Here is a 22028-nt window from a genome sequence, read left to right as displayed (position 1 = left end):
CAGCACGTGCGCGCGGCGCAGCCAGCCGTGCGCGTCCAGTGTCGGATCATCGGCGACCACAACGGCGTTGAGGAAAGGTGCCTGGTCGACGCCGCCCCAGGCCTCAGTCTCGTAGACAGGTGATACGGCCTGCACGGCTTCGAGTCCGTCGACCACCGACTGCAGCCACCCCATCCGGTCGCCGACATTGGAACCGATGGACAACACGACTGATGTCATCGCAGCTTCACCTGCCCGGCGTCCGGGCCGGCGCGGCGCGAACGTCGAGCCACCACGGCCACGTCGAGGAACTCCAACGGAATCGGAGCGCCGGGCTTGTGCACCACAGCTTCCACCGCATGCACCCGCTCGTCCCGCATCACGTCCTCGGCTATCTCGGCCGCGACCGTCTCGATCAGCTGCCGCGGAGGCCCGCTGACGACATCGGCAGCCCGCTGCGCCAAAACCCCGTAGTCCAAGGTGTCGGTGAGGTCATCGCTGGTGGCCGCCGCTGAAAGATCGAGCCATACGGTGATGTCCACGACGAAGTCCTGCCCGTCCCGGAGCTCATGGTCGAATACACCGTGATTGCCCCGAACTTTCAGTCCCCGCAACTCGATTCGATCAGTCACAGTCCACCTTCCTCGCGCCGTCCGGCATTTCCGCCCTGCCAGGCCGCGACGACGGCGAGCGCATCGGCTGATGCACGCACGTCATGGACCCGGACACCCCACGCCCCATGCCACCCGGCCAGCGCCGAGACAACAGCAGTGGCAATCTCCCGGCCGCTCGGCGGCCTGGGCTCCCCGTCGGCCCCGGCCAGCAACGCACCGAGGAATCGCTTGCGTGACGCACCCACCAGGACCGGAATGCCGGTCCGGACGAACTCGGGCAGCGCATTGAGCAACGCCCAATTATGTTGTGCCGCCTTGGCGAAACCGAGGCCCGGATCGACGATCAGCTTGGCCGGATCTACCCCGGCACGTACTGCGGCGTCCACTGCGGCCATGAGTTCGTCCCGCACCTCGGCGACCACGTCACCGTAGACGGGCACGTCGTGCGGCCGGTCGCTTCCGGCCGACCGCCAGTGCATGAGCACCCAGGGCACTCCGGCGCCGGCGACAACCCTGGCCATGTTCGGGTCTGCGTTGCCGCCGGAAACGTCGTTGACAATCGCCGCACCGGCCTCCAGCGCCGCATCAGCGACCGCAGCGTGCATGGTATCGATGCTGATCGTAATCCCCTGCTGAGCAAGCTGTTTGACGACAGGAAGTACTCGGGCCAGCTCAATCCGAGGGTCTACTCCGGCCGCGCCCGGGCGGGTCGACTCACCTCCGATATCGACGATCGAGGCACCCTGGGCGACCAGGTCGACACCGCGCTCGACGGCGCGATCGCAGTCGAGGTACAGGCCCCCATCGGAGAAGGAATCGTCGGTGACGTTGACGACCCCGATAACTTTCACGCTCACCGTCGCAGGATCAGTTCCAGAGCCTCGGCGCGAGATGCCGTGTCGGTCTTCAACTGTCCACGCACCGCCGAAGTCGTCGTGACGGCGCCGGGCTTCCGTATGCCACGCATGGCCATGCAGAGGTGTTCGGCCTCCATGACCACGATGGCACCACGGGGGTCGAGCTTACGCATCAGCGCATCGGCGACCTGGCCGGTCAGCCGCTCCTGCACCTGGGGCCGCTTGGCATAGAGGTCGACGACGCGGGCAAGTTTCGACAGACCGGTCACCCGACCGTCATGCCCCGGGATGTACCCGACGTGCGCAACTCCGTGGAATGCGACGAGATGATGCTCACACGTCGAGTACATCGGAATATCCTTGACCAGCACCATTTCATCGTGCTGTTCGTCGAATGTGGTGCCCAGAACCTCGTCGGGATCGGTGTACAGGCCGGCGAACATCTCCTTGTAGGCACGGGCCACCCGCCCCGGGGTGTCGATCAGACCCTGTCGGTCGGGGTCCTCGCCGATCGCGATCAACAGCTCGCGGACTGCCAGTTCCGCGCGGGCTTGATCGAAATCAGAGGTGGGGAAGGAGGCCGAATTCTTGCTGGACGACTGAGTCATCTGAGGCTCCATTCACGTATCAGTCCATTGAGATATCAGACACGATCAACCGTGATTCGGCGGATCCGCCCGATCTCTATGCCTGCCGCCCCGGTCGCCGGGATCCTCCTTCGGACCCGGCGCCGACTCCGGACCTGGTGCCGGCGCGCCGGCCTGTGCAGCGTGTTGTCCGGGCTGCCGATAGTGCTGATACGGAGGATAACCCGGATAAGCAGGAGCCGGCGGCGGCGGACCACCCTGCCAGCCCGCCGGCGGCGGGGCCGGATACCGGCGCCCCGGCGGTTGATGCTGTTGCGGCGCCCCGGGTGGCGGTTGCTGTTGCGGCGCTCCGGGCGGCGGCGGCGCTCCGGGCGGCTGCGGCGCCCCGGGCGGCGGCGGCCAACCGGGTGCATGCCAGCCGGCGGGCGCGCCGTAGTCCGGCTGCGTCGCACCATTGGCGGGACCACCGTTAACGCCCGCGCCGTTCGGTCCGGCGCCGTTGGCACCGTTCTTGTGTTCTGCTCGGGCGGCCGCCTCAGAGGCCTGCGCGATGGCGGTCTTGAAGGCGGGCTCCGGCACCGGCTGGGGCCATGGTTCGCCGCGCTCGATGGCCAGTTCGCCGGGTGTCTTGATCGGCGGCTTGTCCGAGGGCACCCGACCACCGAAATCGTCGAACATGGTCAGGCGGGGCCGTTTCTTCACCTCACCGAAGATGGCCTGCAATTCGACGCGGTGCAGAGTCTCCTTCTCCAAGAGCTCACCGGCCAGAACGTCGAGCACATCGCGATACTCGGTGAGAATCTCCCAGGCCTCGGTGTGGGCCGCCTCGATGAGCTTGCGTACCTCGTCGTCGATGATCTGGGCGACCTCGTGGCTGTAGTCGGCCTGGGTGCCCATCGTGCGGCCGAGGAACGGGTCCCCATGCTCGGTGCCGTACCGCACGGCGCCGAGCTTGGAGCTCATTCCGTACTCGGTGACCATCGCGCGGGCGATCTTGGTGGCCTGATCGATATCGGAGGACGCCCCGGTGGTCGGCTCGCGGAACACGAGTTCCTCGGCGGCACGCCCGCCCATCGCGAAAACCAACCGCGCGATCATCTCCGAGCGCGTCATCAGCCCTTTGTCGTCCTCGGGTACCGACATTGCGTGTCCGCCGGTGCGTCCGCGGGCCAGAATCGTCACCTTGTAGATCGGCTCGATGTCGGGCATCGCCCAGGCCGCCAGTGTGTGCCCGCCTTCGTGGTAGGCGGTGATCTTCTTCTCGTGCTCACTGATGATGCGACCCTTGCGGCGTGGCCCGCCGACAACCCGGTCAACAGCCTCCTCCAAGGCCGGCCCGGTGATGACGGTGCCGTTCTCGCGGGCGGTCAGAAGTGCCGCCTCGTTGATCACGTTGGCCAAGTCGGCGCCGGACATACCGACGGTGCGTTTGGCCAACCCGTCCAGGTCGGCGTCGGGTGCGATCGGCTTGCCCTGCGAGTGCACCTTCAGCACCGCTCGCCGGCCGGCCAGATCGGGGCTGGAAACCGGAATCTGGCGGTCGAAGCGGCCCGGCCGCAGCAGCGCCGGGTCCAGGATGTCGGGCCGGTTGGTGGCGGCGATCAGAATGACCCCCTGACGCTCGCCGAAGCCGTCCATCTCCACCAGCAGCTGATTCAGTGTCTGTTCGCGCTCATCGTGCCCGCCACCCATTCCTGCGCCACGCTGACGGCCGACCGCGTCGATCTCGTCGACGAAAATGATGCACGGACTGTTCTGCTTGGCCTGCTCGAACATGTCGCGCACCCGGGAGGCACCGACGCCCACGAACATCTCTACGAAGTCCGAGCCGGAGATCGTGAAGAACGGCACACCCGCCTCACCGGCGACCGCGCGGGCCAACAGCGTCTTGCCGGTACCGGGCGGACCGAAGAGCAGCACCCCCTTGGGGATCTTGGCGCCCAACGCCTGATACCGCGACGGGTTTTGCAGGAAGTCCTTGATCTCGTAGAGCTCCTCGACCGCCTCGTCCACGCCGGCGACATCGGCGAAAGTCGTCTTGGGCATGTCCTTGGTGAGCTGCTTGGCCTTCGATTTACCGAAGCCGAATCCCATCCGCCCGCCGGACTGCATGCGGGAGAACATCACGAACAACCCGACGAGCAGCAGCAGCGGGAGCATGTAGATCAGCAGCGTGCCGAGCATGCTGCTCTGGTTGACGACGGTGTTGATCTTCGAGCCCTTGGCGCTCAACGCCTCGAACAGCTGGACCCCGTATCCGGTGGGGTACTTGGTGATGATCTTGTTGCTGTTCTCGGTGTCGCCGTTGCCGTTCTTCAAGTCGAGCCGCAACTGCTGTTCGCGGTCGTCGATCTGCGCGCTCGTGACGTTGTCGCCGTCGATCTGGGCCATCGCCACCGAGGTGTCGACAGGCTTGAACCCTCGAGTGTCGTCGCTGAAGTAGAAGAACGACCACCCGAGCAGCAGCACCACGGCGATCACCGTGAGCATGCGGATCACAGTCTTGCGGTTCATACGTCTATGCGGTTCATCGATACCTACGGCCGCTGGCGGGGCAGCGGCCAAATCCTTCCAATACGCGCGCAGCTGGAACAGTCAAGGCTACCGCTAGACCAACGTCTGGCAGTTCCCGGAGCTCACTTGCTCGCGAAACTGAGCTCGGGTGCGAATGTCGACTCGACACTCGACTGCGGGCTCGACGTGGTTGGGTGTCAGACGTGCGGTCGCGGCTGGTTGTCAGGAACATCGAGACGAACGGGGTTTCGCTGCGGGTAACCGAAGCCGGAGAGCCTGGCGCGCCGGTGGTGGTGCTCTGCCACGGATTTCCTGCACTGGCCTTTTCGTGGCGCCACCAAGTCCAGGAGCTGGCCGCCGCGGGCTATCACGTTCTGGCCCCCGACCAGCGAGGATACGGTGGCTCCGACTGCCCGACGGCCGTCGAGGCCTACACCGTCGCCGAACTCAGCGCCGACGTGGTCGGACTCCTCGATGCTGTCGGTGCCGAGCAGGCGACGCTGGTCGGCCACGATTTCGGTGCGGTGGTGGCGTGGACGGCACCACTGCTGCACCCCGACCGATTCCACGCGGTCGCCGGCCTGAGCCTGCCCCCGGTGCCCCGCCCGCGGGTGCCGACGACACAGGCATTCCGGCGGATCTTCGGGGAGAACTTCTTCTACATTCTCTACTTCCAGGAACCCGGCCCCGCCGACGCCGAGTTGGCGCGGGACCCGGCCACCACGCTGAGGCGCCTGTTCGCCACCCCACCTGCCGACGACCAGGCCGCGGCGCTGCGGATGCTGGCTCCCGGGCCCGAGGGGTTCCTGGCCCGTATTCCAGAACCCGGCGGGCTTCCCGGGTGGATCAGCCAAGAGGACTTCGACGTCTACGTCGATGAGTTCACCCGCAACGGGTTCACCGGACCGCTCAATTGGTACCGCTGTTTCGACCGTAACTGGGAGCTGACGGCCACACCCCCGGCGGCGACAATCGAGGTGCCCGCCCTGTTCATCGGCGGCACCGCCGATGCCACCCTGGCCTACACGCCGCGACACCGCGCCGGCGAAGTCGTCGGCGGCGAATACCGCGAGGTGATGATCGAAGGGGCCGGCCATTGGCTGACCGAGGAACGCCCGCGCGACGTCACCCGCGTGCTGCTCGAGTTCCTCGCCGATCTCCCCTCTACCGATCCCATTGTCGAACAAAGGATCCGGCCAGAGACGCGATAAGGTGCCAGGCATGCTGATCGCACCGCAGGCACACAGGGCAGCCAAGTTCACCACGACCAGACTTGTGGGCTTTGTCGCCGCCGGCCTCGCCGCGGCTACGCTGACCGCGTGTGATGTGCAGCCGAGCCCGGCAGTGACACCTGATCTCGATCCCCGGCAGGTGACGGTCGTCGGCGCCGGGCAGGTGCAGGGCACACCCGACACGCTGACAGTGGACGCTTCGATGGAATCTGTCGCACCAGATGCCACCGCCGCGATGAACCAGACCAATGATCAGCAGCAGGCCGTGATCGACGCACTCGTCGACGCCGGCATCGACCGTGAGGACCTGGCCACCACGGAGGCCGATCTGCAGCCGCAGTACGCCCCGGAGAACAACGCGATCATCGCCTACCGGGCCACCAACTCGATCAACGTCACGATCCGCGACCTCGACCTGGCCTCCGAGGCGATCGGCCTGATCGTCAGCACCGGCGGCGACTCCGCTCGCATCAATTCGATCAGCTACTCCATCGAGGATGACTCCCAGCTGGTGCGCGATGCGCGCACAAGGGCATTCAAAGACGCCAAGGACCGCGCCGGCCAGTACGCCAACCTGTCCGGGCTCGACCTGGGCAAAGTGCTCTCGATTTCGGAGTCGGGCGGCGCCATGCCACCCCAGCCGAAGTCTGCCCCGCGGGCGGCGATGGAGGCCGCGGTCCCGCTGGAGCCCGGCACACAGACGGTGAGTTTCAGCGTGACGGTGGTCTGGGAGTTGACCTGACGCTCAGCTGAGGCTGACTACCGGTTCGACGCTGGGTCCCGGTTCGACGCTGGGTCCCGGTTCGATGAAGACGGGGATGCCGTTGAGCACCGCCGTGCCGGACAGCGGGTCGAGCACCGAGCCGTCGCTCAGTTGATTCATGTTCACCCCGGGGTGCCTCGCCGCCAGCTTCTGCCCGGTGCCGTCGCGATCGTGACCCCAGCCGTGCGGCAGCGACAACACACCGCGGCGGATGCCCTCGGTCATCTCGACGGGCACCACGAGTTCACCGCCTGGCCCTTTGATCACTGCGGTGTCCGACAGTCCGAGTTGGGCGGCATCGTCGGGGTGAATCTGCAGTGTGCATCGGTTCGTGCCACCGGCCAGCGCGGGCAGGTTGTGCATCCAGCTGTTGTTGGACCGCAGGTGCCGCCGCCCGATCAGCACGAACCCATCGCTTCGATGCCCCAACGAGTCGCGCAGTCGGGCCGCGTCGGCAACCAGCGGCGGCGGGGCCAACTCGATCAGACCCGAAGCGGTGCGAAGCAGATCGGGCAGCCGCGGCCGCAGCGGGCCCAGGTCGATGCCGTGCGGGGCCGACTTGAGCCGCTTGAGTGTCAGGCCCTCGGGCCGGGACCCGAACCCGTCACCGTATGCGCCGAGCCGAAGCATCATGTCGAGCCGGCGCTCGTAGCCCGGACCGTCGTCGAGCATGCTGGTTAGCTCGTCAACCGCTCGGCCTGCGACCGGCGAGGCCACATCCGCGGCCTCCTTGGCCAGAGTGCCGGCAATGACCTGCTCGTCAACCAGAGCCGGGTCCGCGTCGACGCCGACTCCGTAGATAACCAGAGCGATTCGGGAGAGGATCTCGGCTTCATCGGGACCCGTCTGCGGCGTCAGCACCGGCGCTGAGTAGCGCGCGTTGTTGCGCACCGCGAGGTTGTTCAGCGCGAAGTCGAAGTGTGGGCTACGCGAGGGCGGTGGGGGCGGCAGGATGACATCGGCGTGCCGGGTGGTCTCGTTGAGGTAAGGGTCGACGCTCACCATGAAATCCACCCCGGCCAGGGCTCGGTCGAGCCGGTCTCCGTCCGGTGCGGACAGAATTGGGTTACCCGCGATGGTGATCATGGCCTTGATCTGGCCATCGCCGGGGGTCTCGATCTCCTCTGCCAGCACCGCGGCGGGTAACTCCGAGAGCGCCTCGGGCCGCCCCGAAACCCGGCTGTGCCAGCGGCCGATTGCGAATCCGCGGCCGCGCCGCCGCCCTCGGGGTGCGGGCGCGACGGGCGACAGCGGGAACATCGCACCGCCGGGGCGGTCCAGGTTTCCGGTCAGTATGTTGACCACGTCGACCAGCCAGCTCCCCACCGTGCCGAATTCGACTGTGGAGGTGCCCATTCGGCCGTACACCGCGGCCCCAGAGGCCCCGGCCAGCTCTCGAGCCAGTGTCCGGATCTCGTCAGCCTCCACCCCGCAGTACGGGGCGACGGTCTGCGGCGAAAAATCACGGGCCAGTTCGCCGACCTTTTCCACCCCGGACACGTAATCGGCCAGCGCGCCCAGATCGACCAGATCCTCCTCGAACAGGACGTGGACAACGGCGAACAGCAGGGCCGCGTCGGTACCGGGCCGCGGCGCCAGGTGCCGGTCGGCGAGTCCGGCGGTGCGGGTGCGGGCGGGGTCGATGACGACCAGCGTGCCGCCACGCTTGCGCAGGCTGCGCAATTTGCCGCCGAAGTCCGCCGCGGTGGCCAGGCTGCCATTGGAGACCAGCGGGTTCGCCCCGATGATCACCAAATAGTCGGTTCGATCGAGGTCGGGCACCGGGAATGCGACGGGGCTGCCGAACATCAGGCCCACCGCCACGTGTTTGGGCATCTGGTCGAGCGTGCTCGCCGAGTAGACGTGACGGGTGCCGAGCCCGCGGATGATCAACGGCGGGTACAGCGCGCCCGCGACGGTGTGGGCGTTCGGGTTGCCGAGGAACACGCCCACCGATGCGCCGCCGTGGTCGCCGATTGCCCTGCCCAGTCCCGTCGCCACGGCGGCGAACGCCTCGTCCCAGGTTGCTTCGGTGAGCGTTCCGTCCCGGCGCACCAACGGTGCCTCCAGGCGGTCGGGATCGTTGTCCAGTTCGGCGAAACTCGCGCCCTTAGGGCAGATGTAGCCCGCGCTGAACACATCGTCGTGGTCGCCCCTGGACCCGACGACTCGCCCGTCATCGATGGTCAGCGTCAGGCCGCAGGTCGCTTCGCACAGTGGGCAGATCCTCAGGGCGGTTTTTCTCGGGGCCGTCGTTTTCCGAGCCGAATCGGTCATGACCGCATTCTGCGCCGTTCTCCGGCCGCCTGTAGACCTTCGGCCTAAGTGTCCTCGTACACCTTCGGGTCGAGGGTGCCGATGTAGGGGAGGTCGCGGTAGCGCTCGGCGTAGTCCAGCCCGTATCCGACGACGAACTCGTTGGGGATGTCAAAGCCGACGTAGGAGATCTCGACGTCGGGGCGCACCACGTCAAGCTTGCGCAGCAGGGTGCACACCCGTAGCGACCGCGGACGCCTGGTCGCCAGGTTCCGGAGCAGCCACGACAGCGTCAGCCCGGAATCGACGATATCCTCGACGATCAGCACGTCACGGTCATTGATGTCGCGGTCGAGGTCCTTGAGGATGCGTACCACGCCAGAAGATGACGTCGCCGATCCATACGAGCTGACAGCCATGAATTCCAGCTGGGTCGGCAGCGGTATCGCCCGGGCCAAATCGGTGACGAACATGACCGCACCCTTGAGCACGGTGATGAGAAGCAGATCCTGCCCGGTTGTCCCCAGCACTGCATCGCGGTAATCGCCGGCTATCTGCTCTCCGAGTTCGGCAGTCTTGGACCGGACCTGTTCTTCCGACAGCAATACCGACTTGATGTCCCCGGGGTACAACTCCGCAGTATGCGCAGGCACGTCCACAGCGTGCCATGCGGTGGCCGCGATGACCAACGCGAGTCCTCACACCGCTTCTCGGTGCAGCATCAACATTTCCTTTCGGCGACCCGCGAACAGCCGCATCCGAGGTTCTGCGCTGGGCACCGCCACCCCACCCTGGCCTCGCCAGTCGGTGACCAGCGCGTCGACGGCGCGGACCTGTTTGTCCGTCAGCCCGACGGCTCCACCGCTCAGTAGCCACCCCCTGATCACCCGGCGCCGGACCGCCGCCGGCAACGGGGCCAGCGTGGCGATGGGGAGGCGCTCAACATGCATTTCCGCGCCCAACCCGGCAAGGATCGCCGAGGCGGTGCCATCGAGCGTGTCGGTGTCCTCGCGCAGCGCAGTGGCGGTCCGTGCGAGGGCCTCGGCCACCCCTCCGCCCAGGACGTCCTCGAGCAGCGGCAGGACTTCGGCACGCAGCCGGACCCTGGTGAACCGGCGGTCGGCGTTGTGCGGGTCCTGCCACGGTGTCAGTCCCAGCTCGGCGCAGGCCGCATGGGTCAATTGCCGCCGCACCCCGAGCAAGGGCCGATGCCAGGGTGGGTCACACGGCCGCATGCCGGCAATCGAACGGGCACCCGATCCTCGACCCAGGCCCAGCAGTACCGTCTCGGCCTGATCGTCCAGCGTGTGGGCCAGCAACACCGGCGCGCCCGCCCGGGCTGCGTCGAGCGCGCGGTACCGCGCGATGCGGGCGGCCGCTTCTGGGCCACCGGCGGTACCGACATCAACGCAAAGTAATTCTGCGCCAACGCATCCCAGTGCGAGGGCCTGGTCGCACGCAGCCGCGGCGACCGCCGACGAGTCGGCCTGGAGGCGGTGGTCGACCACCAGCGCGGTGGTGGGCAGCACGGGGGCCGCCGCCGCCGCCAGAGCCAGCGAGTCGGCCCCCCCGGACAATGCGACGCACCAGCGCTCGTCGCCTGCGGCATGATCACGGCCAAAGCGCGCGACCGCAGCGCGCAGCTCGGCTACAGCACCCGGTCGATCCATCGCCGCGGTTCATCGATTTCGCTTGGCAGCGGGAGGCTTTCGGGGCCGGACCACACAGCGTTGAAGCGCTGCATCCCCACCTTGGACACCACCTCGTCGACAAAGGCCTTGCCTCGGGTGTACTGGCTCATCTTGGCGTCGATACCCAGCAGCGCGCGCATGAGTCGCTGCAGCGGGGGCTGCTTGCGTTGCCTGCGGTGGTCGAACCGGCGCCTGATCGCCGCGACCGACGGCACCACGGCGGGTCCAACTGCATCCATCACATGCTCGGCATGGCCCTCCAGCAGGGTCCCCAGCACCAGCAGTTGATCCAGCGCCTTTCGCTGCGGCTCGGACTGGACAGCCCGGAGTAACCCGAGGATACCCGTCGGATTCGACTGCATACCATCATTTTTCGAAGCGCCACGGAATCCGCGCAGATACTCGGCCAGCCGGCCGACAACGCGCGTGACATCCTCACCGGCATCCTCGGTAAGAACCGCCAGCGCACCCGTCATGTGTCCGGCCAACCAGGGATTGGCCCGAAACTGCACCCGGTGGGTGACCTCGTGCAGACACACCCACATGCGGAAGTCCGCGGGCTGCACCCGCAGCTGACGTTCCACCGCGATCACGTTGGGGTACACCAGGAGTAGCTCGCCACCCAGATGTGCACCTCCCGGGTCGTCCCCTGCCCTCCCGGCCTGGGCCCTTACTTCGAGCCTTCCGTCGGCGAACGGGTCATACTGCCCGAGGATGCCTGACGATACGAACGCCAGCACAGCGCCGGTTTGGGCGCCGGCGATGCTCCCGCTGATCACACCGGGCTTGGCTCCGCCCTCGGTGCCGGTGCCTTCCCCCGCCCCGATCATCGCCCGCATGGAGTGGGCCGCGGCGCGAATCCACTGGGACCGGTTGACGATTCGCGCCTCCGGAATCTCGCCGCCCTCGATCAGACCGGTCACCTCGCGGACGGGAAGCTCGGCAGCGCGGGCTGACTCGGCGAGCTGCTCGATAGCCTGCCTGCGGGTGTAGTCGGTGGCCGGCGGTTCCGGGCGTGCCAGCCTGCCCCCGAGGGTCGCCGCCAGATCCCAGTCGACAGCGCGCCCGATGGTCAAGCCGGACTTGGCCGGCGGGCTCATATCCGGCATCCGCAGGAACGCAAAACCGCGGCGAAGGCGTCCAGCGCGGTGCGCCCGCTCGGCCCGGCGTCGTTGGACAACAGCGCGAACGTGAGCACTCGACCGCTCTGGTCGGTGACGATTCCGGCCAGTGAATTGGTGCCGGTCAGCGAGCCGGTCTTGGCGCGGAGGTACCCCGCCGCGGCACGGCCCTCGTCGTTGTCCAGATAGCGATTGGACAGGGTGCCACTACCTCCGGCGATCGGCAGCATTTCCACCAGCGGGCGCAACCGCGGCTGGTCGTCGCCGGCCGCGGCGTTGATCACTTCGTCGATGGTCGCAGCGGTGAGCCGGTCGTCCACCGACAGACCGCTGGAGTCGAACAGCTGGGCCCCGCTGGTGTCGATGCCGGCGCCGCCGAGCGTGCTCAACACCGCCCGGGCGGCCCCATCGAAACTCTGGGGCAGGTTCAGCTGCGCAGCGACCTCACGGCCGATGGACTCCGCCATCACATTGTCCGAGAAGGTCATCATGACGCGCAGCCGCTCCATCAGCGGCGGCGACTGCACCGAGGCGATCTCGTTGCCCTCCGCACCTGCCGCCGCCGACGACGACACCGTCACCTTCGCCGGGTCGACTTGCAACGCCGCCGCCAGGGCGCGGCCCGCATCCAGCGCCGGTGTCTTCGAGCGCCGCGATTCCACGCTCACCGGCTGGGTGCGTCCGCCATCGAGCATCACCGACTCCATCGGTGCGATGTCGCCGCCGTCGATGTCCCGCGGATCCCAGCCCGGCGCCAGCGTGGGACCGCTGTAGGCGCTGATATCCACCTGCACTGCCTTGACGCTGACACCGCTGCGACGCACCTGGTCGGCCAGATCGACGATGCGCGCAGCGTCCCGGTACCAGGTGTCTTCATCGAGTGGCGCAGCCGACAGGGTCTGATCGCCGCCGCCGACCAGCACCACCACGCCGGGTTGGTCGCCGGCCAGCACCCGCGTCGTCAACCGGGCGTCACGGTCCAAGGTCAGCAGCGCCGCAGCAGCGGTCAGCGCCTTGTTCGTCGACGCCGGCTGCATCGGCACCTCGGCACCCTGCGCCCAGATCTGCCTACCGGTCAACGCGTCGGTGATGCGTGCGGTGAACCTACCCAGATTCGGGTCAGCGAGCGCAGGCGCCAGCGCCGCGGCCAGTCCGTCAGTCGTCGGGGCGTCCGCGGAGTCGGGGACCGGAACAACAGCGGGCGCCGCGGTTGCCGGAGCAGGTGCGGGTTCGACCGCGATCGAGTCACTTTCACCTTTGGTGAGCAGCGCGGTCGCCGCGACCACGACGGCAACCAGCAGCAGCACCGCCACCCCGACCGCCACATGGGTCGATCGCCGCCACTGAGTCGGCCGCATGTTCCTCCTGCTTTCGATCGATACCCAAGCCACCCCTGTAGTGCAGAGTATCGCCCCCTATATAGGCTGGACTCCGCCTGTGACCCGCAGCATCCCCGACCCCGAGCCCGACCCCGAGCCAAAGGAGTCTCCACGGTGCAGTTCGATGTCCTCATCGAGATCCCGAAGGGATCTCGAAACAAGTACGAGGTGGACCACCACAGCGGCAAGGTGAAGCTGGACCGCTACCTGTTCACGGCGATGGGCTATCCGACCGACTACGGCTACATCGAGGACACGCTCGGCGAAGACGGAGATCCGCTGGACGCGCTGGTGCTGCTGCCCGAGCCGGTGTTCCCCGGCTGCATACTGCAGGCCCGCCCGGTGGGCATGTTCCGGATGACCGACGAGCATGGCGGCGACGACAAGGTGCTGTGCGTGCTCACCGACCCACGGTGGGATCACATCACCGACATCGGCGACGTTTCGTCGTTCGAGTTGGAAGCCATCAAGCACTTCTTCGTTCATTACAAGGACCTCGAACCCGGGAAGTTCGTCGAGGCCGCCGACTGGGTGGGCCGCACGGACGCCGAGGCCGAGGTGCTGCGCTCGATCGAGCGATTCAAGGCCGACGGCCACTGAACCGTCGGGACCGCTGAACCGTCGGGACCGCGGTGTCCAGACTGATTTTCGGCCACTGCACAAATTTGCCTGGCTGTAACACGGAGTAACGCCGTCGTTCCTTCCGGCTTCGATCATGTCCATATGCTTCTGCACCAGGGAATAAGGCTTGACGCCTTTAACGCGCTGCCCATGCGCCGCGCCGTGCACGCCGTCTTCGAGTGCTGCTTCAGCGTTCCCCTAGCCGCCGACCTCGCCCGTGCACGCCCGTTCGATAGTCACGATCAGCTGTTTCGCTGCGCCGACTCGCTGCTCTTCGGACTCAGCGAGGAGTCGGTCGACTCCATGCTTCAGGCCTTTCCGGACATCGGCCGGCGACCCGGCGGGGTGTCCGACGGCCTCCACAACGACGACGAGACAGCGCGCAAGGCGGTCCGCAACGAGTTGGCCCGGATCAACCGCACCCGCCTCGAGCGGATGTTGGGTCCCGAAGGCGGCTACGACAATTGGTGACGGCCGACAACTGGTGACAGCGGGCTCAGGCCGACGCCGATGGGTCGTGGTCAGCAACCGGTTTCGAGGCACCGCCGTTCTTACGCACATCGTGCACCCTGGTCTTGTACAGGCTGGCCATCGCAGTGACGAATAGCGTGATGACGATAACGCCGAGGCTGGCCAGCGTCGGGATCACCGGCACCGGAACAGGCCGGCCGCCGTTGATGAACGGCAACTCGTTCTCGTGCAACGCGTGCAGCAGCAGTTTCACCCCGATGAAGCCCAGGATGACCGCAAGCCCCTGCGACAGGTACACCAGCCGCTTGAGCAGGTCGCCCAACAGGAAGTACAGCTGGCGCAGACCCATCAGCGCGAACACGTTGGCTGTGAACACCAGATAGGGCTCCCTGGTCAGCCCGTAGATGGCGGGAATGGAGTCCAGCGCGAACAGCAGGTCGGTGGTGCCCAGCGCCACGATGACCAGAAACATCGGAGTCATCAGGCGCTTGCCCGTCGCGCCAGGATCCTTGACCCACAGCCGCAGGCCCTCCCACTGGTCGGTGAACTTCAGATGGCGCTGGGCGAATCGGACGACCGCGTTATCGCCGTCGTCGTCGTGTTCGGTGTCGCGGACCAACTTGATCGCGGTGTAGATCAGGAACGCCCCGAAAAGGTAGAACACCCAGGAGAACCGGTTGATGGCCACGGCGCCGAGGGCGATGAAGATGCCGCGGAAGACCAGCGCCAGGATGATGCCGACCAGCAGGGCCTGCTGCTGGTAGATCCGCGGCACCTTGAAGCTGGCCATGATGATCAAGAAGATGAAGAGGTTGTCGACCGAGAGGCTGTACTCGGTGAGCCACCCGGCGAAGAACTCGAGTCCGAACTGGCTCCCGTGGTAAAACCACGTCCACAGTCCGAATGCGATTGCGAGGCCGATGTAGACGGTCAGCGCGGTCCCGGTCTCGCGCCGGGAGGGCACGTGCGGCCTCCGCCCGAAAACCAGCACATCGGTCAGCAGGATCGCGATGGTCACGCTGAGCGTGATCGCCCACTCGAGTCCCGATACGTTCATCAAACCTCCGGCCGCCGGACAACGCCCGAGGTCTCGTCCACCACATCGGCCTGCGCGTCGTTGGTGTGCCCCCCGCACCGGCCGTCCGGTTGTTCACCGCTGACCGGCTATTCACCACTGTGAGGAGCGCGGCCGGCGTCGTGACGACGCCGGGTCGAAGGGATGCTCCCCTTCGATCGGGTCATTCTGCCAGTGAGCTTCCCGACACGCGAAACAAGGCGCCGACCAACGTGAAGTAGCCCCGCGGCCTGAGTAGTTTGGACCCGTGACAGCAGCGGATCCGGCCCCGCAGATCCCCCCTCAATTCGTGCGTTCGGCAAGCGCCTGCGAGCCACGCACCTTGATCGACATCCTGTACGAGAGCGCGCGCCGTTATCCCGACGCGCCTGCGCTCGACGACGGCACCGTCCAACTCACCTACGCCGAGTTGGTCTCCGATATCGAAGAAAGTGTCGCCTGGCTCGCAGTCCGTGGCATCGGCCGCGGCGACCGCATCGGAATCCGGATGCCGTCGGGCAACTATGCGCTGTATGTGGCCATCCTGGCGACACTGGCCACCGGCGCTGCCTACGTTCCGGTCGACGCCGACGACCCGCAGGAGCGCGCCGAACTGGTGTTCACCGAGGCCGACGTCGTCGCGGTGATCACCGAGCAGGGCCTAGTCCGCGGGACCGGTTCGTCACGAGGTTGGCGCGCCTCGGCGCCTCTGGGTCGAGACGACGCGTGGATCATCTTCACATCCGGGTCCACCGGAACCCCAAAGGGCGTCGCCGTCACCCACCGCAGCGCGGCGGCTTTCGTCGACGCCGAAGCGAAGATGTTCCTGCAAAGCAACCCGATCGGCCCCGGAGACCGGGTGTTGGCCGGGTTGTCGGTCGCGTTCGACGCGTCCTGCGAGGAGATGTGGCTGGCGTGGCGGCATGGCGCATGCCTAGTGCCGGCGCCGCGATCGCTGGTGCGCAGCGGTATGGATCTGGGCCCGTGGCTGGTATCGCGCGACATCACCGTGGTGTCCACCGTGCCCACGCTGGCGTCGTTGTGGCCGGCCGAGGCGCTGGAGTCGGTGCGGCTGCTGATCTTCGGCGGCGAAGCCTGCCCGTCGGAATTGGCCGAGCGGCTCGCTTCCGGACCCGACTCGGTGGGCCGGGAGGTGTGGAACACCTACGGGCCGACCGAGGCGACCGTGGTCGCCTGCGCCGCGAAGCTGGACGGGAGCACCCCGGTGAGCATCGGCCTGCCGCTGCCGGGATGGGATCTCGCCGTCGTCGACAACACCGGCGCACCGGTGCGCATCGGCGAGGTCGGCGAACTCGTCATCGGCGGGGTGGGGCTGGCCCGCTACCTAGACCTCGACAAGGACACCGAGAAATACGCCGCCATGCCCTCTCTGAGCCATCAGGGGCATTGGAGCCGCGCGTACCGCAGCGGTGACCTGGTGCGGTTGGAATCCGACGGGTTGTACTTCGTCGGACGCGCAGACGATCAGGTCAAGGTCGGCGGGCGCCGCATCGAGCTCGGCGAGGTGGACACCGCGCTGGTGAGCCTGCCCGGAGTCAGCGGCGCCGCCGCGGCGGTGCGGAAGACCGCCAGCGGTACATCATTGCTGGTGGGATACCTCGTCACCGCGCCGGCCGGAGTCGGCACCACTCCAGGCACAGATCAACCCTTTGATCTGGCCGCTGCCCGCGCGCAGTTGGCCTCGGCCCTCCCCGCGGCGTTGGTGCCCCGGTTGGTGGTCGTCGACGAATTACCCACCCGCACGTCGGGAAAGGTGGATCGCGATGCCCTGCCGTGGCCGGTCGGTACCGCCGACGAAGCCGTCCCCGAGCTGGGCGGCACTTTGGGTTGGCTGGCCGGGCTGTGGCGTGACGTACTGGCCGCGCCGGTCGACGGGCCGGAGGCGGATTTCTTCGCCCTCGGCGGTGGATCCTTGTCGGCGGCACAGCTCATCGCCGCGTTACGACAGCGGTACCCGCAGATGACGGTGGCCGAACTCTACGATCATCCCCGGCTGGGTTCGCTGGCCGACTACCTCGACGACCTCACTCCCCCGGCGGCGGTTGAGACCCGCGACGTGAACCCGGTATCCCGCCTGACCCAAGCGGTGCAGGTCGCGCTGACGGTGCCGTTGGCGACACTGACCGGCCTGCAGTGGGTGGTCTGGCTGGCGGTCGCCAACAACGTCGCCGACGCCCTGTCGCTGGTGCCGTGGGCGAAGCCGATCGACTGGTGGTGGATCGTGGCCGGGTTCCTGCTGTTCGTCGCCCCGGTGGGTCGCATGGGCATCGCGGTGCTCGGGGCCCGCGTGCTGGCCGCCAACCTGGCCCCAGGCACCTACCGTCGCGGCGGGTCGGTGCACCTGCGGGTATGGCTGGCCGAACGCCTGGCCGAGGCCAGCGGCGCGGAGAACATGGCGGGTGCGCCGTGGCTGGTCTATTACGCCCGCGCGCTGGGCAACCGGGTCGGCAAAGGCGTCGACCTGCACTCCGCACCACCGGTGACCGGGATGCTGACGCTGGGGCACCGCTGCTCCATCGAGCCCGAAGTCGACCTGAACGGCCATTGGATCGACGGCGACCTGTTCCACCTCGGCCCGATCACCGTGGGCAATGACGCCACCGTCGGTGCGCGGACGACGCTTCTTCCCGGGGCGACGATCGGCAAGAACGCCGACGTGGCACCCGGCTCCGCCGTGGTCGGAAAGGTGAAGAACCGCCAGTATTGGAAAGGTTCCCCGGCGGTGAAGTCCGGCAAGGCCAAGCATCCGTGGCCGGCCCAGCGGCCGGCCAGGGCGCCGGTGTGGGTCGCCATGTACGGCGTGACATCGATGCTGCTGGGGGCGCTTCCACTGGCTGCGCTGGCCGCGGGGCTGGCCGTGATCGGCTGGGGTGTGCGCGATGCCGACTCCTCGATCGGTGCAGCGATATTGCCGGCAATGGCGTGGGTGATACCGGCCACCCTGGCGGCTTTGCTGACGTATGCGACGCTGACGGTGCTTGCCGTGCGCCTGCTCGCCATCGGCCTGCACGAGGGCTATCACCCGGTCCGCAGCCGTTCGGGCTGGCAACTGTGGGCCACCGAAAGACTGATGGACGCGGCCCGTAACTACTTGTTCCCCATCTACGCCAGCCTGCTCACCCCATGGTGGTTTCGACTGCTGGGGGCGAAGGTGGGCCGGGGCACCGAGATCTCGACGGCACTGTTGATCCCCAAGTTCACCGTGGTCTCCGACAGCGCATTCCTCGCAGACGACACCATGGTCGCGTCCTATGAACTGGGTGGCGGATGGATCCACGTCGCGCGGGCGACCATCGGCAAGCGGGCATTTCTGGGGAACTCCGGCATCACCCAGCCCGGGCGCCGGGTGCCCGACGATGGCCTGGTGGCGGTGCTCTCGGCAGCACCACGCAAGGCCAAGGCAGGCTCATCCTGGCTGGGTAGCCCGCCGGTGCGGCTGCGTCGCGAACCGACCGCCGCCGACGCACTGCGCACGTTCCAGCCGTCCCGACGTCTGAAGGCGTTGCGAGCAACGGTGGAGACCTTCCGGCTGATACCCGTCGTCGCGACGTTCGCCATCGGGGTGGCGGTGCTCTTCGCCATCCAGGCCCTGGTGGTGACCCTCGGCTGGCCCTGGGCCGCACTGGCCGCCGGGCTGGTCCTACTCGCCGCGGGAGCGGTCGCCGGCGCCGTCGCCGTGGTGGCCAAATGGCTGGTGGTGGGACGGATCACCGCCATCGAACATCCGCTGTGGTCGTCGTTCGTCTGGCGCAACGAGGTATCGGACACGTTCGTCGAAACCGTCGCGGCACCGTGGTTCGCCCGGGCCGCGGCCGGCACACCGGTGATGAATCTGTGGCTGCGGGCGCTGGGCGCAAAGATCGGGCGAGGTGTGTGGTGTGAAACCTACTGGCTTCCCGAAGCCGACCTGGTGACCCTTGGGGAAGGCTCCACCGTCAGTCGCGGGTGCGTGGTGCAGACCCATTTGTTTCACGACCGCATCATGCGGATGGACACCGTAGTCCTCGACCCCGGCGCCACCCTGGGGCCGCACTGCGTGGCATTGCCCGCGGCGCGCATCGGCGCGGGGGCGACCATCGGGCCGGCCTCGCTGGTGATGCGCGGCGACGAGGTGCCGCCGTCGACGCGATGGCAGGGCAACCCGATCGCTCCCTGGAATCCGGCCCGAAAAAAACAGGGAGCCTCACCGAACCCCAAGCCGAAGAAACGGGCTGCAGCGTGACAGGGCGTAGCGGGTGATACGGCCTAGACGGACAGCCAAGAAGAACGGACAACCGGTCATCGACCCCTACATCCCCAGCACCGGAAATTTCGGCTACCGCGTGTCACGCTACGAACTCGAACTCGAGTACAAGGTGGCGATCAACCGGCTTGCGGGCTCGGCCACGATCCGCGCTGTCACATTGGCCGAGCTGAAGACCTTCACCCTTGACCTGTCAGACGCGCTCGCCGTGGCCAAGGTGACCGTGAACGGTAAGCGAACCGCTCAGTTCCGCACCGCGGCAGGGAAACTGCACATCACCCTTTCGGAACGGCTACCCGCCGAAACAGCGATGACGGTAGTCGTGCGCTACGGTGGCCGCCCCCGTCCGATCCGTTCCCATTGGGGCGAAGTCGGTTTCGAGGAGTTGACCGAGGGCGTGTTGGTCGCCGGGCAGCCCAATGGGGCAGCCTCCTGGTTTCCTTGCGATGATCACCCCAGCGCCAAGGCCAGCTTCCGGGTCCAGATCAGCACGGAAAGCCCCTACTTCGCGATCGCCAACGGCAAGCTCCTGGCCCGGCGAGCCCGTGCCGGAATGACCACCTGGAACTACGAGCAGGCCGAACCCACCTCCACCTATCTCATCACGCTGCAGATCGGGATGTACAACAGACACCGGATGTCCAAGAACGGCGTCGAGACCTTCTCGGTCCTGCCCGATCGGCTACGCGCAGACTTCGATCACGATTTCGGCCGTCAGCCGCAGATGATGAGGTTGTTCGTGAAGCTGTTCGGCGCCTACCCGTTGGCCGACGGCTACACAGTGGTGGTGACCGATGATGTTCTCGAGATTCCACTTGAGGCACAGGGCATCTCGATCTTCGGCGCCAACCACTGCGACGGGCAGCGGAGTTTTGAACGGCTGATCGCCCACGAACTCGCCCACCAGTGGTTCGGTAACTCGGTCACCGCTCAGCGCTGGCGCCACATCTGGCTGCATGAAGGGTTCGCCTGCTACGCCGAGTGGCTGTGGTCGGAGCACAGCGGAGAGCGCACCGCCGAGGACCTCGCACGCCACTATCACCAGCGGTTGCTCAGCTCATCGCAGAACCTGGTGCTCGCCGACCCCGGACCGCCCGACATGTTCGACGATCGGGTGTACAAACGCGGAGCGCTCACCCTGCACGCGCTGCGCAAGGAGATCGGCGATCCCGATTTCTTTGCCTTGCTCAAGGATTGGACGACCCGCTACCGGCACAGCACCGTGGTCACCGACGACTTCATCTCCTTGGCCTCGCACTATTCCAAGCATTCGTTGCACGCCCTGTGGACCGCGTGGCTGTACTCAACCGAGGTTCCCCCGCTGGACACGCGGGCGTGACCGACGCGGTTGTCGGCCCCTCGGGCGCGGTCACAAGGAGCAGCGTTGTCCGTGTCGGGTCCGCCACCGCAGTGTCGGCACTGTGCGGATATGCGGTGCTCTACCTCGCGGCGCGCGACCTCCAACCCGCCGGGTTCTCGGTGTTCGGGGTGTTCTGGGGCGCATTCGGGCTGGTCAGCGGGGCTGCCTTCGGACTGTTACAGGAGACCACGCGCGAAGTCCGGTTGGGGCAGGCAGACCCTACTGCGGATCCCGCGGAGCAACGCACTCACCCGATGCGAGTCGCCACCGGGGTCGGCCTGACCGCCGCGGTGGTGATCGCCGCCACCTCGCCGCTGTGGTCCGAGCAGGTTTTCACCGAGGACCGCCTGCTCAGCGTCGCGCTGTTGTGCGTCGGCCTGGCCGGGTTCTGTCTGCACACCACGCTGCTCGGCGCTCTCGCGGGGGTCGACCGGTGGTCCCAGTACGGGACCCTGATGGTCGCTGACGCGGTGCTTCGGGTCACGTTGGCGGCCGCCACTTTCGCGGTGGGCTGGGGGCTCGGCGGATACCTGTGGGCCACTGTCGCCGGTTCGATCGCGTGGCTGTTCCTGCTCCTGGTCTCGCCCACCACGAGATCGGCCGCGCGGCTGCTCGCCTCGGGTCCGACGACGACGTTCCTACGCGGCGCCGCGCACTCGATTACCGCGGCAGGCGCAAGCGCGGTCCTGGTGATGGGATTTCCCGTACTGCTGAAAGTCACGTCGGGTGGCGAACTCGGCGCAGCGGGCGGGGTGGTTATCCTCGCTGTCACGTTGACCCGTGCGCCCCTGCTGGTGCCGCTGACCGCCATGCAGGGCAATCTGATTGCGCATTTCGTCGACCAGCGCAGGCACCGGATGCGGGCACTTGTGGTGCCCGCCGCGCTGATCGGTGGGCTCGGCGTGGTCGGGGTCGCTCTTGCCGGAGCGTTCGGGCCTTGGTTGCTGCGGGAAGCCTTCGGCCCCGAATACCTCGCCGATGGTGCGCTGCTGGCGTGGCTCACCGCTGCCGCCGCCGCGATCGCATTGCTGACGCTGACCGGCGCGGCGACAGTCGCCGCTGCGCTGCACCGAGCCTATTCGGCGGGATGGTTGTGCGCCACGGTTGCTTCGGGACTGCTGTTGCTGCTGCCCCTCGACCTCGAGGCCCGCACGGTGGTCGCCCTGCTCTGCGGGCCGCTGCTGGGCATAGCAATGCACCTGAGCGCGCTGGCCCGCGCTGCGGGCTAGCCTGCAACACCGACGGAATACGCTGCATTGAAGCGC

At 67.3% G+C, this 22028-nt stretch carries 18 protein-coding genes; 7 read left to right on the top strand and 11 right to left on the bottom strand.

Going from position 1 to position 22028, the window contains the following annotated elements; genetic code table 11:
* From ACPGXI_RS11180 to ftsH, 5 genes are all read right to left on the bottom strand, one after another.
* Window positions 1–219: 2-amino-4-hydroxy-6-hydroxymethyldihydropteridine diphosphokinase (locus tag ACPGXI_RS11180; protein ID WP_526652795.1), on the bottom strand; the 219-nt coding region annotated here is incomplete at its 3' end.
* A complete protein-coding gene (gene folB, locus ACPGXI_RS11175; protein ID WP_526652793.1) occupies window positions 216–611 on the bottom strand; it encodes a dihydroneopterin aldolase in 396 nt (131 codons plus the stop codon). The genes folB and ACPGXI_RS11180, both read right to left, overlap by 4 nt.
* Window positions 608–1444 carry a dihydropteroate synthase gene (gene folP, locus ACPGXI_RS11170; protein ID WP_526652798.1) on the bottom strand — a complete coding sequence of 279 codons (837 nt, stop codon included), beginning with the start codon at window positions 1442–1444 and terminating at the stop codon, window positions 608–610. The genes folB and folP overlap by 4 nt, the downstream gene beginning before the upstream one ends.
* 2 nt (window positions 1445–1446) lie before the next feature.
* Entirely contained in the window at window positions 1447–2058 is a 612-nt protein-coding gene (folE, locus tag ACPGXI_RS11165) for a GTP cyclohydrolase I FolE (RefSeq protein ID WP_526652791.1), read from the bottom strand.
* Window positions 2059–2103: 45 nt separating this feature from the next.
* Window positions 2104–4551 (bottom strand): ATP-dependent zinc metalloprotease FtsH, encoded by a 2448-nt coding sequence (gene ftsH / locus ACPGXI_RS11160; protein ID WP_526652789.1) that lies wholly within the window; start codon window positions 4549–4551, stop codon window positions 2104–2106.
* A 194-nt stretch (window positions 4552–4745) separates the two neighbouring features.
* On the opposite strand from ftsH, the gene ACPGXI_RS11155 reads away from it, so the two are divergent.
* The gene (locus ACPGXI_RS11155; protein ID WP_526652787.1) at window positions 4746–5762 is read left to right on the top strand and encodes an alpha/beta fold hydrolase; all 1017 of its coding nucleotides are present in this window, start codon (window positions 4746–4748) and stop codon (window positions 5760–5762) included.
* Between the two features lie 10 nt (window positions 5763–5772).
* Complete coding sequence (locus tag ACPGXI_RS11150) at window positions 5773–6525, top strand: SIMPL domain-containing protein (RefSeq protein ID WP_526652785.1); 753 nt, start codon at window positions 5773–5775, stop codon at window positions 6523–6525.
* A 3-nt stretch (window positions 6526–6528) separates the two neighbouring features.
* Here the strand turns inward: ACPGXI_RS11150 and ACPGXI_RS11145 are convergent, their stop codons facing one another.
* Genes ACPGXI_RS11145 through dacB form a run of 5 tightly spaced genes read right to left on the bottom strand, consistent with a single transcriptional unit; the run spans window position 6529 to window position 12972 of the window.
* Window positions 6529–8823: a molybdopterin-dependent oxidoreductase gene (locus ACPGXI_RS11145; RefSeq protein WP_526652783.1), complete on the bottom strand. Its 2295-nt coding sequence runs from the start codon at window positions 8821–8823 to the stop codon at window positions 6529–6531.
* Between the two features lie 44 nt (window positions 8824–8867).
* Window positions 8868–9491 carry a hypoxanthine phosphoribosyltransferase gene (gene hpt / locus ACPGXI_RS11140; protein ID WP_526652781.1) on the bottom strand — a complete coding sequence of 208 codons (624 nt, stop codon included), beginning with the start codon at window positions 9489–9491 and terminating at the stop codon, window positions 8868–8870.
* A gap of 9 nt (window positions 9492–9500) precedes the next feature.
* Complete coding sequence (gene tilS / locus ACPGXI_RS11135) at window positions 9501–10472, bottom strand: tRNA lysidine(34) synthetase TilS (protein ID WP_526652779.1); 972 nt, start codon at window positions 10470–10472, stop codon at window positions 9501–9503.
* Window positions 10451–11593, bottom strand: a complete 1143-nt coding sequence (locus tag ACPGXI_RS11130) for an Rv3626c family coenzyme F420 biosynthesis-associated protein (protein ID WP_526652777.1) — start codon at window positions 11591–11593, stop codon at window positions 10451–10453. Before ACPGXI_RS11130 ends, tilS begins: the two co-directional genes overlap by 22 nt.
* Window positions 11590–12972 carry a D-alanyl-D-alanine carboxypeptidase/D-alanyl-D-alanine endopeptidase gene (dacB, locus tag ACPGXI_RS11125; protein WP_526652775.1) on the bottom strand — a complete coding sequence of 461 codons (1383 nt, stop codon included), beginning with the start codon at window positions 12970–12972 and terminating at the stop codon, window positions 11590–11592. Before dacB ends, ACPGXI_RS11130 begins: the two co-directional genes overlap by 4 nt.
* Window positions 12973–13107: 135 nt before the next feature.
* Between dacB and ACPGXI_RS11120 the strand changes: the two genes are divergently transcribed.
* Both ACPGXI_RS11120 and ACPGXI_RS11115 read left to right on the top strand, forming a co-directional pair.
* Window positions 13108–13593: an inorganic diphosphatase gene (locus ACPGXI_RS11120; RefSeq protein ID WP_526652773.1), complete on the top strand. Its 486-nt coding sequence runs from the start codon at window positions 13108–13110 to the stop codon at window positions 13591–13593.
* Window positions 13594–13716: 123 nt separating this feature from the next.
* A complete protein-coding gene (locus tag ACPGXI_RS11115) occupies window positions 13717–14085 on the top strand; it encodes a 2-oxo-4-hydroxy-4-carboxy-5-ureidoimidazoline decarboxylase (protein WP_526652771.1) in 369 nt (122 codons plus the stop codon).
* Between the two features lie 25 nt (window positions 14086–14110).
* On the opposite strand, the gene ACPGXI_RS11110 is transcribed toward ACPGXI_RS11115, so the two are convergent.
* Window positions 14111–15142: a TerC family protein gene (locus ACPGXI_RS11110; protein ID WP_526652769.1), complete on the bottom strand. Its 1032-nt coding sequence runs from the start codon at window positions 15140–15142 to the stop codon at window positions 14111–14113.
* A 265-nt stretch (window positions 15143–15407) separates the two neighbouring features.
* On the opposite strand from ACPGXI_RS11110, the gene ACPGXI_RS11105 reads away from it, so the two are divergent.
* From ACPGXI_RS11105 to ACPGXI_RS11095, 3 genes are read left to right on the top strand one after another with little or no spacing between them, the layout of a single operon-like run.
* Window positions 15408–19382 carry a Pls/PosA family non-ribosomal peptide synthetase gene (locus tag ACPGXI_RS11105; RefSeq protein ID WP_526652767.1) on the top strand — a complete coding sequence of 1325 codons (3975 nt, stop codon included), beginning with the start codon at window positions 15408–15410 and terminating at the stop codon, window positions 19380–19382.
* A 13-nt stretch (window positions 19383–19395) separates the two neighbouring features.
* Window positions 19396–20742 (top strand): M1 family metallopeptidase, encoded by a 1347-nt coding sequence (locus ACPGXI_RS11100; RefSeq protein WP_526652765.1) that lies wholly within the window; start codon window positions 19396–19398, stop codon window positions 20740–20742.
* Window positions 20739–21992, top strand: coding sequence for a polysaccharide biosynthesis protein (locus ACPGXI_RS11095; RefSeq protein ID WP_526652763.1), 1254 nt, complete (start codon window positions 20739–20741; stop codon window positions 21990–21992). Before ACPGXI_RS11100 ends, ACPGXI_RS11095 begins: the two co-directional genes overlap by 4 nt.
* Window positions 21993–22028: the final 36 nt, after the last annotated feature.

The organism is Mycobacterium sp. (assembly GCF_049608025.1).
GTDB lineage: Bacteria > Actinomycetota > Actinomycetes > Mycobacteriales > Mycobacteriaceae > Mycobacterium.
The sequence above is the reverse complement of the archived record's forward strand: the minus strand, read 5'-3'. Positions and strand labels throughout refer to the sequence as shown.